At 41.6% G+C, this 13,041-nt stretch carries 11 protein-coding genes and 1 pseudogene; 7 read left to right on the top strand and 5 right to left on the bottom strand.

Translation table 11 applies throughout. The features are described 5' to 3' along the window. Positions 1-96 precede the first annotated feature (96 nt). The 5 genes from DI392_RS03675 (at position 97) to DI392_RS03655 (ending at position 6,947) form a co-directional block, all read left to right on the top strand. The gene (locus DI392_RS03675) at positions 97-1,308 is read left to right on the top strand and encodes a TniQ family protein (RefSeq protein ID WP_109318566.1); all 1,212 of its coding nucleotides are present in this window, start codon (positions 97-99) and stop codon (positions 1,306-1,308) included. Positions 1,309-1,311: 3 nt separating this feature from the next. Then, positions 1,312-3,402 (top strand): type I-F CRISPR-associated protein Csy2, encoded by a 2,091-nt coding sequence (locus DI392_RS03670; RefSeq protein ID WP_109318565.1) that lies wholly within the window; start codon positions 1,312-1,314, stop codon positions 3,400-3,402. Positions 3,403-3,408: 6 nt separating this feature from the next. Then, positions 3,409-4,449, top strand: coding sequence for a type I-F CRISPR-associated protein Csy3 (gene csy3, locus DI392_RS03665; RefSeq protein ID WP_109318564.1), 1,041 nt, complete (start codon positions 3,409-3,411; stop codon positions 4,447-4,449). Further along, positions 4,449-5,060, top strand: coding sequence for a type I-F CRISPR-associated endoribonuclease Cas6/Csy4 (cas6f, locus tag DI392_RS03660; RefSeq protein WP_109318563.1), 612 nt, complete (start codon positions 4,449-4,451; stop codon positions 5,058-5,060). Before csy3 ends, cas6f begins: the two co-directional genes overlap by 1 nt. Positions 5,061-5,720: 660 nt before the next feature. Further along, positions 5,721-6,947 (top strand): hypothetical protein, encoded by a 1,227-nt coding sequence (locus tag DI392_RS03655; protein ID WP_245883939.1) that lies wholly within the window; start codon positions 5,721-5,723, stop codon positions 6,945-6,947. A 298-nt stretch (positions 6,948-7,245) separates the two neighbouring features. On the opposite strand, the gene ltrA is transcribed toward DI392_RS03655, so the two are convergent. Together ltrA and DI392_RS03640 are read right to left on the bottom strand one after the other, a co-directional pair. Beyond that, entirely contained in the window at positions 7,246-8,718 is a 1,473-nt protein-coding gene (gene ltrA, locus DI392_RS03645; protein ID WP_109318560.1) for a group II intron reverse transcriptase/maturase, read from the bottom strand. 287 nt (positions 8,719-9,005) lie between these two features. Beyond that, positions 9,006-10,007: an IS110 family RNA-guided transposase gene (locus DI392_RS03640; protein WP_109318559.1), complete on the bottom strand. Its 1,002-nt coding sequence runs from the start codon at positions 10,005-10,007 to the stop codon at positions 9,006-9,008. A gap of 798 nt (positions 10,008-10,805) precedes the next feature. Between DI392_RS03640 and DI392_RS19995 the strand changes: the two are divergent. Further along, positions 10,806-10,904: pseudogene (locus DI392_RS19995) on the top strand (transposase domain-containing protein); the annotation flags it as partial. Between the two features lie 111 nt (positions 10,905-11,015). Here the strand turns inward: DI392_RS19995 and DI392_RS19990 are convergent. Further along, the gene (locus DI392_RS19990; protein ID WP_109318558.1) at positions 11,016-11,207 is read right to left on the bottom strand and encodes a Flp family type IVb pilin; all 192 of its coding nucleotides are present in this window, start codon (positions 11,205-11,207) and stop codon (positions 11,016-11,018) included. A 203-nt stretch (positions 11,208-11,410) separates the two neighbouring features. Between DI392_RS19990 and DI392_RS03625 the strand changes: the two genes are divergently transcribed. Then, the gene (locus DI392_RS03625) at positions 11,411-11,914 is read left to right on the top strand and encodes a hypothetical protein (protein WP_109318557.1); all 504 of its coding nucleotides are present in this window, start codon (positions 11,411-11,413) and stop codon (positions 11,912-11,914) included. A gap of 248 nt (positions 11,915-12,162) precedes the next feature. Here DI392_RS03625 and DI392_RS03620 read toward each other — a convergent pair whose 3' ends face one another. Beyond that, positions 12,163-12,468 (bottom strand): hypothetical protein, encoded by a 306-nt coding sequence (locus tag DI392_RS03620; protein ID WP_109318556.1) that lies wholly within the window; start codon positions 12,466-12,468, stop codon positions 12,163-12,165. 372 nt (positions 12,469-12,840) lie between these two features. Continuing rightward, the coding region (locus DI392_RS03615) for a transposase (RefSeq protein ID WP_425445675.1) at positions 12,841-13,041 on the bottom strand (201 nt) is incomplete at its 5' end.

Raw genomic sequence — 13,041 nt, 5'->3', positions numbered from 1 at the left:
GTTGTGGTAAAACATACGACTAAGCTCTTCTTAAATTTGACAATACAGATTTCTCGTTAATACTAAAACTTAGATATTCTAAGTTTTGGGCTGACAATGGATACGGAAATCGAACTCTACCCCGATGAATCACTAGAAAGCTTCTTACTGCGGTTAAGCAAGTACCAAGGCTACGAACGATTTGCTCATTTTGCTGAGGACATTTGGCAAAATACCCTACTGCAACATGAAGCCATTCCTGGCGCTTTTCCGTTTGAACTAAGCCGAGTCAATATCTACAAAGCACAGACAACCAGCCAGATGCGCGTTCGCGTGCTGATTGATTTAGAAAAGCTGCTCGGATTAACCAATTTCGGTGTACTGAGATTAGCGTTAGCTCACTCCAAAGCCTCGTTTTCACCGGAATACAAAGCAGTCCATCGTTTCGGCGTAGATTACCCGCAAGCCTTTTTACGCAAACGCTTTACGCCGGTTTGCCCTCAATGCTTGGAAGAATCCCCATACATTCGCCAACTGTGGCAATTCATTCCCTATCAGGCATGTCATAAGCACCACTGCAAGCTTGTTCACCAGTGCCCAGAATGCGGTAATCGACTTGAATATCAGCATTCGGAATTTATCGAACATTGTGACTGCGGTTTTCGTCTGGCTCGTTGTCTGGCGGAAACAGCCAATGATGCATCGCTTACCGTGGCGCAGTGGTTAGCCGGTGAAGAGTTGGATAAATCCGGCATATTCAATCAGCCGTTGACTCAATCCAGCCAGTTTGGTTTTTTGCTTTGGTATGTGAATCGATATGGTGATGTCGATAACATTAGCTTCGAGGATTTTGTGCGATGTTGTGAGGCTTGGCCGCAGAGATTAAATGAAGATCTCGATGCGATTGTTGCAAAGGCCGATATGTTGCGGATTCAGCCTTGGCACAAAACCTACTTTAGCGAAGTATTTGCTGGGTTATTGAAAGAGTGCCGACATCTCCCAAGCCGTGAAGTCGGTAAAAACCCTGTTTTACAGTCGGTCGTTCAGTACTTTATTGAACTGGTTGCTAAATACCCCAGAGCAAAAGCTGCCAATATTGCGGAAATGCTATTAAGCCCGCTAGAGGCTTCTGCACTGCTTTCATGTTCTACGGATGAGATTCTTCGGCTATATCAATTTGGTCAGCTTAAAGCGCATCTCACGCCCAAATTGCATGGAAAAATCGAAAATCATCAGTCTGTTTTTACCCTACGCAGCATTATTGAGCTCAAATTATCCAGAATGTGCAGCGAAACCGATGGTTTAATGCATTATCTACCGGAGTGGTAAGCGATGACGACACTGCAACAATTGATTGAAATTGATGATGATAAGCTTCGTTTTAGCGAACTCAAAAAGGCATTTATGCCCTATACCCGTCCAATTGAAATTGATGGCAATGAAAAGCAGGCATTAACCATCTTATTGAACCTTTCTCTTGGTAAACCTGTGGCGAAAGATTGGTTAGATATTTCACGGGCCGAGCGGTATTTTGCTGATCCTGAAAGCCTGGCAAAAGCAGAGCAGGAAATTCAGTGGTTTCATACCCATAACCTGAAATTTCCGGATTGCCGTGTTGCTGATCAGCGTATTTTAGCGACACCACTTCCAAGTGAAACGCCAACGTTAACCAGTCAGTCATTAGAACAAGCTTACGGTTGGGCGCATAATTCAGCCGCCTACAAACACACGATCTGGTTATTGAACACGTTTCTGTGGCGAGGAAAGACGGAGAATGTATTCAGCCTTATTCGTCTTGGTGATGAATTTTGGCAAGCACTTTTAGCCGAATTCGGATTCACGCCCACAGCGCAATTTCAGTTAAAAACATTAGTCGAACGCCAATTGCCTGACACACATTTCCCAGAAGAAGTTTCTCGCTATAGCAAGCAAGTGCGATTTCCTTGGCGGAATGATTACCTATCGGTAACGCCAGTGGTGAGTCATGCGATGCAGCAAGAGATTGCAGTATTATCTCGCCATCGTGAATGCTCACTTCGCTTTAAAAGCATGGGTTATCCCAATTCTGCCAGTATCGGTAATCTATGTGGTTCTCTCGGTGGGCATATAAATGTGCTCAATTACCCAGTTGATGTAGTCCCAGATTCGTATCAGACGTTGGCTGCAAGCCGAGAACGAACCAGCCGTTATTTTGATGACTACCAACTGACTTCAAAAAGAACCTGTGATGTGCTGGCTCATTTAGCTGGATTCGAGCAATTGAAATCACGTAAAGCACAAAAACATGTTCGCCAATATCAGCTTAAAATTATTCGCAAACAAATTGCCCGCTGGCTACTGCCATTGATTGAGCTTCGCGATAATTTGGTTACGGAACCTTTAGGTATTAATCACGAATTTGATGATCAGCTAGCCAAGCAGTTTCTTACCATTAAAGAAGACGACTTTTTAGATTTGACAACCAGTTTAAATCAACGCTTGAACTTGGCGTTGCAAAACAATCGCTTCGCTTCCCGTTTTGCATACCATCCCAAATTGATGCGAGTTTTAAAAACAGAACTGATTTGGGTGTTAACCCAATTGAGTCGTCCTGAACCTAGCTTACCAAATGTTTCAAATTACAGTGTTCAGTATATCTATTTGTCCTCGATGAGAGCCTTTGACGTTGCTGCGCTGAGTTGCCCTTATTTATCAGGTGCTCCATCAATGACTGCGATATGGGGATTTATTCATCGTTATCAGAAAGAACTCGAAGCACTGATGCCTCATGAACACGGCCGAATCTCTTTCAACGAGTTCGCATTTTTCATTCGTCATGAATCGGTACAAACCAGTGCAAAGCTAACCGAACCGAGTGTCCTTGCCAAAGTAAGGGAAGTTTCGCCGGTTAAGCGACCTACGATTATTCGTGAAGATTATGCTGATTTGGTGTTTGACTTGGTCATTAGGGTCGAGAGCAATCAGCGAATTTCTGATTATCATGATCAATTAAAGGCAGCGTTGCCAACCAACTTTGCCGGTGGAACGTTGTTGCAGCCAGAAATAGATTTAAATATTCCATGGTTGAGAACCTACACAACTAAATCGGAATTATTTCAAGTGGTAAAAGGGTTGCCAGGGTATGGTACATGGTTATCCCCATATTCCTATCAGCCACAGAGTTTGACGGAGCTAGAAAATACCTTAGCTAAGGATACGTCATTGATTCCGATAGTGAACGGTTTTCATCTGCTGGAAAAACCAATCAATAGAAAGAACGGATTAACCAATCGGCATGCTTATGCAGAAAACAATATCGCGTTGGCAAAGCGGGTCAATCCAATTGAAGTTCGATTTGGTGGAAGAGATCACTTTTTTGAACAAGCGTTTTGGTCGCTAGACGTAACAGAGCAAACTATTCTTATAAAAAACTCAAGGAATTAGTGGCTTATGGAACTTTGTAGTCAGTTGAATTACGTTCGTTCATTATCACCAGGTAAAGCCTATTTTTATTATCTGGATGATAATCAGAGAATGTGCCCGCTCCAGATAGATCGAACACATTTACGAGCGCCGAAAAGTGGATATGCGGAAGCTTACACCGGTAACTTCAAAGCAAAGAACGTAGCTCCTCAAGATCTAGCATTCTCTAATCCCCAGTATATTGAAGAGTGTTACGTCTCTCCTGGTGTTGATGACATCTATTGTGCATTTTCACTGCGTATTCGAGCTAATACACTCTTTCCTGAAGTTTGTGCCGATGCTGCCACTCGTGAAACTCTTACTGGTCTTGCCGAAACATACAAAGAGTTAGGTGGATATAAGGAACTTGCCAAGCGATATGCAAAGAATATTTTAATGGCGACTTGGGTATGGCGTAACCGTGAGTGCCGAAATATTGAAATAGAAGTAAAAACGGAAAAGAAAAACTGGAAGATCGCGGATGCTCGGCACTTGGAATGGTACGGAACGTGGGATAAAAAGTCACAATCTGCTTTAGACGGGTTAACTGACTATTTGACTAAAGCACTATCCGATCGCTCTGGATATTTCAATATGGATATCAAGGCCAAACTAACTGTTGGTTGGGGTGATGAGGTATACCCTAGCCAAGAGTTTTTGGATGTTAAAGAATCCGGTAAACCCACCAAAAAACTCGCAAAAGTCGTTTTAAATGGAGAAGAGGAATCTGCGGCATATCATTCACAAAAAGTGGGGGCGGCCATCCAGCTTATTGATGATTGGTGGGATGAAGAAGCCGACAAACCCTTACGCGTGAATGAGTATGGCGCAGATAAAGAATACGTGATAGCGAGGCGGCATAGTTCATTAAAACGAGACTTTTACTCGTTGATTTCTCAGGCGGAAGACCATATTGAGTCTATGCGTAAAGCTAATGACATTTCAAATGACATTCACTTCATCATGGCGGTGCTAGCCAAAGGTGGTGTGTTTAGCGGTGCGAGTAAGAAAAATAAGAAGGAAGAGTAATGGAACCACGATACTATTTCTCCATTCGCTTTATACCGGAACATGCTGACAATGAACTTTTGGCCGGTCGCTGTATTGCAAATATGCATGGTTTTTTGTCCCATGAACGCAATAGAGTATTTAAAAACAGCGTAGGCGTATGTTTCCCTCATTGGTCAGATAAGACTGTGGGGAATGAGATAGCGTTCGTATCACCCCACGAAAGCATTTTGACGGGGTTATCATATCAACCCTACTTTTCAACGATGGTTAATGAAGGGCTTTTTGATATTTCGGATATCAAGATTGTTCCTGATGACGTTGACGAAGTTCGGTTTGTGTTTAATAAAACGATTCAGAAAATCTTTAATGGTTCGAAGAAGAGAAGAATCAAACGTTCGATGCTGCGTGCCGAGACGCAAGGCCGTATTTATACACCGATATCAACCGAAGAACGGGAATTTGAGTTATTCCATGAAATTCCCATCAGTAGCCAGTCATCAGGTCATGCGTTTGTTTTACATATACAGCGTCAATTCCCTGTATATCCAGAAATAGGACAGAGCTTTAATGGTTATGGTTTTGCTTCAAACCAACGCTGGCAAGGAACAGTCCCTCTTGTTACTTTTTAACCTCATTTTTAATGGAAGGAGGTTAGTTTCGTTAAATCAATTAGTTACAGGAAGGCCGTAAAAGAAAGGGTATTTTGTGTCAAAGTGATAGATAGTTATGTGTTTCAGTAAGTTATCGTCTATTATTGATAGTGTTCCGCCGAATAGGCGGCTAAGAAAAAGGATGGGACATCTTGGGAGGCAAACCTGCAGTGTTCCGCCGAATAGGCGGCTAAGAATAGGGCTGGAAGTAAGCAACCTTTTTCCGCTGGGCTAGCGGTAAATAAGCCAATTAATCAACCACAGGTGAAAGCTTGTGGTTTTGGTTTTTATGGGCGCTAGAACAGGGTACGACAGAATCGCTTGGTGATCACACGCTAGAACGGGGTGTGCTAAATTGAAATTGCCCCAATCCTTCTCAGAACAGTCGAACGAAGTCCTTTTGATACTTTAGAATAGACCAAATTATTCTCACCAGAAGAGGCTCAGTTTGAAATGCTAAACGTTTAAGCAACAATTTGATTAGGCAACTAAAGTCACAATAACAGAATTAATTCAACCTTCGTTTTCAAGACTCCTTGACAGTAATACATATAGCAAGAATTATTGAGATAAGTTCTTATTATAAACTAAGTTAATATGAATATTTGTACTCGCTATAAATGTGATACATGCGACACTTTGATAGATTGTCGTATAGGGTTCTCTAACCGTGACGTTCAGCCATTTCAGTTCGCTTGTCCCGAGTGTGGTGAGCAAATCACATTTACTTTAGGGCTTGACAATCTTGAAGGTGCAACCGAAATCAAAGAGTTCGAAGGTCCATTTACTGGCGAAAACCCTTTCGTAGACCTACATCTAGATTTTCCGGTGTCATTCGACTCGTACAAACAAGGTGAAACAGCATTTATGCGTGTCGTTAGCTCGATAGGGCAGGATTCGTTCTATCATTTGTCATCACGACTAGACCTTCTTAACAGGCTTGGAGAGCATCACCGAAGTTTAAAAAGACTGATATCACAGTATAAACGGGGCAACATCAAAGGATTTGAGAAAGTAATCAAAGGACTAGATGACCTAGATTTTATAAAACTGAAGTCCCACAAGAATGAAGATGTTGTTGCGGCTCTTTACAGTGCTACATCTGTCATTTCTTCACCACTAACCATTTATGAACACAATAAAGAACTTAGCGAAGAGATGCCCAAGTTGCTTTTCAAGCTATATAACGAGCATTACGATAATCTAAATGAATTCTTCGACAGCCTTCTCAATACTGGTTTTCTGAAAACAGTCCATCATGACACTATCAGCTTGTACCCTAGGCTAATCAAATTAGAATTGCCTTTGCGCCCTGCTTTGTATTATGACTATGCAGAAGAAGAACTCGGTGATGTTCCTGCCAGAGTATCAACTCAAAGCTTTGACACGTGCAACGATACCTATAAAGATCTGGCTGAAGTTTACTCTAGACAACTAGTACTTGTTGCTGGCCTCAACAACATGATACATCGCGGTGACTTCAACTTGTTTTCAGATGACGTTCGACTCAGCAAAAAAAAAGGAGATGTGATCAAAGCTTTCTCTTCACTCGATGACTACGCCAATGTTGACCTTGGTAAAAAATTAACTGCTATCGATGACTCATTCTTTAAATTTGATGAAAATGCCATTGATAACCGTTTAAGAAACGGTATTGCACACTATAAGCACGACTATAATGAAGCAACTCAGATAATAACTTATAGCTCAGCTAAAGAAGGGTTGACGAGAGATAAAACTGTTGAAATAAGTTTCATGACATTTCTAAGAAAGATGCTTCTTTTATTTCGAGAAGTCCATAGCTTAAATCATGTCATCAAGGCTCTCCTCTATCACACTATCTTGATATTAAAAAAAGATATTTGAATGGTATTTAGCCTAATATTTCAATCACCCGTAGAAATTTAGCTACTAAAATTCTAGGGTTAGGTCTTGCCTTTTGCCAATCGGAGTTTTCCATACTTGAGTTAATAGATATTTTGGTGATTTATTAGGGGTGCTGACTCATTTTTTCCAGATTCGAGCTGACAGGGCAGTTTGCTAAAACAGAATTGTCGAGTAGACGACACCTGTTACCAAGTGTCGTCCCTCTAAGAACCCAGCGTGCAACTTTCACCGCACTAGGCTCAAGCCTTCACGAAGGCACCGATTGGCACCCAGCAACTTATAAAGCAGTGAGAACAGGCTCATGCCAAGAGTTACGGCATTGCTTCTTTGATTTTCTCTTTGCCAAGTATTCTTGGTATTGAGGATCAAAAGGCGTAGCGGCACTCCTGATTTTCACATGTCTCTCTATTGGTACCTTGGCTATTTGAAACAGATTGAACTGACAATCCATATTCATGATCTTCTGCCAACCGTGAAAATGCCATTGACCTTGACGGTTGATGAAGTATTTAAGAGCGATCCAAGTTCTCGATTTTGTTGGATGACGCCTTTTAGCCCAGTGCCATAACGTATGGAATAGCTTGTGACCTACATATCCGAATACCTGTTTAGCTACGCAGTGTCGATAGTAATTCGACCAGCCCCTGAGTTTCGGATTTATCAACTTGATTAAATCGTTGACGGGGATAGTTGCGTGCTTTTTGATGAGTTCGCGCAAGTTACTCAAGAACAGCAGTGTGTTGGATTTGTTCGGTTTAATGAGCAACTTCCCTTTGTACTTCCTATGATTAAAACCTAGGAAGTCAAAACCACGGCTGATGTGGGTAATGTGCGTTTTCTCTTCGGAGAGTGTTAAGCCTCTTTCTGCTAAGAAATCAGCAATCAACGGTTTGATATCGTTCTCCAGCACTTCCTTTGAAGCACAGGTGACGACGAAATCATCGGCGTATCCAATAAAGTTGGCTCTCGCCCCCTTTTTGAGGGCGGTAGATTTTATGCGCTGTTCTAGGCCTGCAAGTGTCATCAACATCAGAGTGGGGGATATAATCCCACCCTGCGGTGTACCCTCGTCGGTATGGTAGAACAACCCTTTATCTATAAAGCCAGCTTTCAGCCATTGTTCCAGCATCCGTTTGTCTGCTGGTATATTTTCGATAAGCCATTGATGTCCAATTTTATCGAAACAGGCTTTAATATCTCCCTCAAGCACCCATTGTGCGGATTTCTTTTGACTTAAACAGATAAAACACTGTGCAATTGCATCAGCAGTACTTCGGTTCGGTCGGAAGCCGTAGCTATTGGGATCGGCGATAGTTTCAGATATTGGCTCTAGTGCAAGAAGGTGGAGCGCTTGTTGCGCTCTGTCGATCATGCAGGGGATGCCCAATGGTCTGAGCTTGCCGTTTTTCTTGGGGATGTAGATACGCTTGAGCGGTTTGGCTTGATAAGCTTTTCTGCTCAATAGATTGACTGCTTTCATGCGGCGCGTATCTGTATTCCAGATAACGCCGTCAATTCCAGGCGTTTTACTGCCTTTATTTTGTGATACCCGCTTAACAGCAAGAAGTTTTGCTGAACGCGAGTGAGTCAGTATCCACTGCAACGCTTTCGCTTTGCCGTGTTTACCTTCTCGTGCTGCCTTTGCAATACGCATCTGAAGCTTTAAAACATGGGATTCAACGTCTTTCCAATTTATGGATTGCCATTGAGCACTGTCAGGAGAGGCACTAATCTCTTTTGAAATCATCATTTGCGTTTATATGAACGTTTCCCCATTTGCTAGGTCATCATAAAATAATTTCAAACTAGGTTAAGTGGCAGTTTTATATTCGGTCTACATTGGCAGACTTCAACTTCCTGCCGACCCTAATGATTTCCGCAGCCTTATTCCTCATTTCTCCTGCGAGCTTATAACTCTAACGCAAATTCAGGTTTTATAAGGCTTGGTCTTACCCTGTTTGTCATTATTTTTTGATACACCTTGGCAAACTTTCAGTTAACATCTAAGGTTGATTTAGATTTGTGAAAACTGCCTTCTTAGCATGGTTGATACTCTGTTTGGTTAGCAACCAATGCCCAAACAGTTCGTGCTGTCTTGTTCGCTAACGCAACAGTTGTAATATTTTTCGGTCTTCGTGCTTGTAAAGATTGAAGCCATTCACTCTTTTCTTTACTGCGACTTATTACTGATCTGGCTCCATGGATAAGTAGAGTACGCAAATAAATATCGCCTCTTTTACTGATACCATGCAAATGGACTCTGCCTCCTGTTCCCGTTTGTCGTGGAACCATGCCTATCCAAGCAGCAAACTCTCGACTTGATTTAAATACCGATGCATCTCCCATGGATGCAATAAGTGCTGTTGCTGTTAGTGGCCCAACTCCTGGAACCTTGCTGATGCGCTGACAATCCACATTATGCTTAAACCAGATTTGTATTTGCATTTCCAATCGTTTGATATCGGTATCCAAATGAGACAACTGTTCGATTTGAACTTGCAAAGCATGCATAAAGGCACTCGGCACTTTACTTTCCAATTTTGCCAAGCAGTTAGGTAATTGTTCTTTGAATGCTTTTTTGCCTTTTGGCATAACAAGCCCAAACTCTGTCAAAAGTTCACGTATCGAATTGATTTGTGCCGTTCTGTGCTTGACTAGTAGCTCTCTCATCCGATGTATACTAAGGATGGATTGCTGCTCTTCGGTTTTAACAGCTATAAACTTCATACCTGGTTGCTGCATCGCTGTCCAAATTGCACGGGCATCAACCATATCGTTTTTGTTACCAACAACGAATGGCTTCACCTTATTCGCTGGCAACAATTTCACCGAGTGCCCCATTTTTTTGAACAACCGTCCCCAATGATGAGCACCACCACAAGCTTCCATACCAATTACTGAAGGCTGCTGATTGGCAAAGTAGTTAATAAAATCTTTTCGCTTTACTTTGTCAGAGTGTATTTCTCCGGTTTCTTTATCGACCCAGTGAATTTGAAATACTTGCTTTGCGATATCAATGCCGAATACGTTACTGTTCATGGTGGTTACTCCCAATGTCGATGATTCACTTTATTGAACTACACTGAGCACTTTGATGACGTGATAGAGAGTATTTTTCCTCATCAAACGAATCATCGTCAGTCTCCGAGGGTTGGGGAAACGTTCATATCATTTCTCCTTGAATAAAGTTCTTCAAATTCTCTTGCAACGGAAGACCAGTCGGAAGTCAGCTCACTTTCGTGATCAGATATGAATCTGTATCTGCATCGTTACAATGCAGCGTTCGCTTTTTCCAACATCCTCTACCTGCATCACTATCGGCCACAAAGGCTTTCCCAAAGGGAGTGATACAGGCTTACCGTGTTCCGTATGTCGCGCAATGTCAGTTTAGATGTCCGCTATGGTGCGGAGAGTTCAATGATCACGAAAGAGCATGGGGCAATCTCTTTCCGACTCTCTTGCCTTTTGGCTACAGCGTATTAACCACTTCCGCTGTTTCAACACATAACGCACCTTATGCGAATTCACGTATGTTCATCATGCTGACTACCTAGCACTCACCCGATTTATGTGGTTATCAGGAGGATCGTCCTCTCACGATTTCAATCCCGATTGGCAGATGCCAACCTTCGTTACATTGTCAGAGCCGCTACTTGATTCAGGCTCCTAGGTTCATCTGGTGATACAGATGGTTCACACATCAAGCGGTGAACAGCGCTTCATACGACCTCACGTCGCACGCCCCTTTCTGCGTTAGAGTAATTACTTAGTGAGAATCATGGTACGCAATTTTGATGTACATCTCTTTATGATGGCGGGGCGGTGTAACATGGCGGAATTAATCCCTACTTCTACTTCGTTCACCTGTTCAGGGAGCTACCGAAACGTTCACTAAGTGATGATTTAACCGCTTTTTTGCCGTGGAATATTTACTAAAGATCAGAATGTTCAATTACGCTGAGTATTAGTCGCTTACGAATAACCGGTTGATAAGGTTAGAAACGAAAGTGTTTTAGATAACTAAAGTACCATCTTCGATGGACAGCACTAAGATGTAGATTCAAACATAGTGTTTATAGCATCGACTAAGACGCCCATTAAGCTCCCTCCAGGCCCAAAAATATACGTAACTAGCGTTGCTATGGCTACCGCAATGACCGCATATTCGATGACGGTAACACCATACTGATCATCTCTGAACTTTTTCAGGTTTAGTTTTATCTTTGAATAAATCGACATTAGCACAACCTGTCTCAGTATGGGGAAATGACATATCAAAAGTATAGTTCACTAAAGGAGCCTCCTTTTAGTATTAGTAATTACTATTTCTATCATTTATCAGAAATGAGCCACTCAAACTTGAACACTTCTGCTACTACTTAAAAGGGAAAGTGTTTTTCGAGTAATGTAATTAGCCCCATAAATGGGAGCGAGGTAAAGACATGAAATATCTAATGTTATCAATCTTAGCGGTGCTAATGAGCCTATCTGCTGGGGTTATGGCGAAACAAGATCCACAGGATGCTCCCGGACAAGGAGCGGACTTTCAAATGCGAATCGACTGTGGCATACCTAGTGATACGGTAGTTATCAGTGCTGACGGAACAACATTAAACCAAGTAATCAATGGTTTTATTTATGAATTATGTAAGGACGAAAATATTTTTTTAGATTTAGAGGACGGAACTACAGTGCAAGAAATTGGAGCCACCTTTAAAGATACCGCAGAAGATATTGCCGCTGACGTTGCTCTACAAATAGCATATCACTATGACTATACTGTTGAGCTGACAGATCATAGCTGCCAAGTATTACGGCTAAACCCTGGCGGACAAACTAAACTAATGTGTGACACTCAAGAGGGTGTAAAAAACTCTCTTACTTGTGAATATTTAACTGAAGAAGAAAAAATCGAAATCAAATTGTTATGTCATGATTTTGAATAGTAAGTTGTGTGGACACATATTGTGCTATGTTTTTAAGTACCGCTCCTATGATGCTTTACTTGTAGTGATCCCGCCCGGAAAACGATAGGCAAAGCCTCAGTTGTCTGTATGACATCACCGGAATGAGGCTTTTTCTAATGAGTAAACTCTTAGGAGCGTTTCTATTTGTAATTTTTAAATCTCTAGCTTGTACACGTCTTGAGATATCAATATCGCAATGAAAACCTATGAGTACTTGATTATTAGCATCAAGCGACAATTTCCTGTTTTTGGTTGTCCAGTATCTTTAACATAGAACTGATAGCTATTTTGTGAGACTTTAACGTTGTATCAGTGGAAAATTCTAGGCTGGTAATAAGAGAACGTAAATATTCTACTTTTGTATTTTCTTCGTTCCTTACAGCATCATCAAACAGGCTTTTTAGACAGCGTAAATTATGCTCTGAGCGCACCCTCTTCATTGATTTCAAAGAAACTGGCTTACTAACATATTTAAAGCAAGACTCTAAATCAGCTCTTAATCTATCAAGTTGTTTCTGCTCTATATTCGTCATGACTACCACCTTTTATACTGGTTCTGGTAAGAACGCATTACCACAGGCTTACATTATTAATATTAGTATTAAAAATTGGGCTAATAGGTAAAAAACTAAGAGGTATGACCAACTTTGTCTGAGTGGACACAGAGTGAAATAATAGTGCAGACGTCTCTGGAGTCAGCACTAAGTAAGAAGGTTTTTGCCCTTTTTGTTTTTACTCAGCATCACGTGATTATCTTTCTTATTCTATTTCGGATAAATTTTCGTAATGTAACAATACTTCAAGTTGAAAATTAGACAAACATCAGTTCCTGAAAGCCATTCAACCTTCTATCAAAATATCAAGCTCATGTAACCGGCAGGGCGGGAGCATACTTTGCTCAGTTCTTAACCAAAGAAAACCTGGGCCCGGTAATCATCGCTCCAGCCAGCTTTTTTCAACTTGTTTCGCTGACTTGGGACACCACAGTGGCACTGCTTCAGCATGTTCATAACAAACCGTCTGAACAGAGCGATATTTTCTACCGCTCCTTCTAACATGATCCTTGAGTCATCTTCTTTGAAAACCACATCCAGCACGTAGTGTTG

The sequence above is a fragment of the Vibrio albus genome, assembly GCF_003144035.1.
In the GTDB taxonomy this organism is placed as follows: domain Bacteria; phylum Pseudomonadota; class Gammaproteobacteria; order Enterobacterales; family Vibrionaceae; genus Vibrio; species Vibrio albus.
This window is presented reverse-complemented; position numbering and strand designations above follow the sequence as displayed.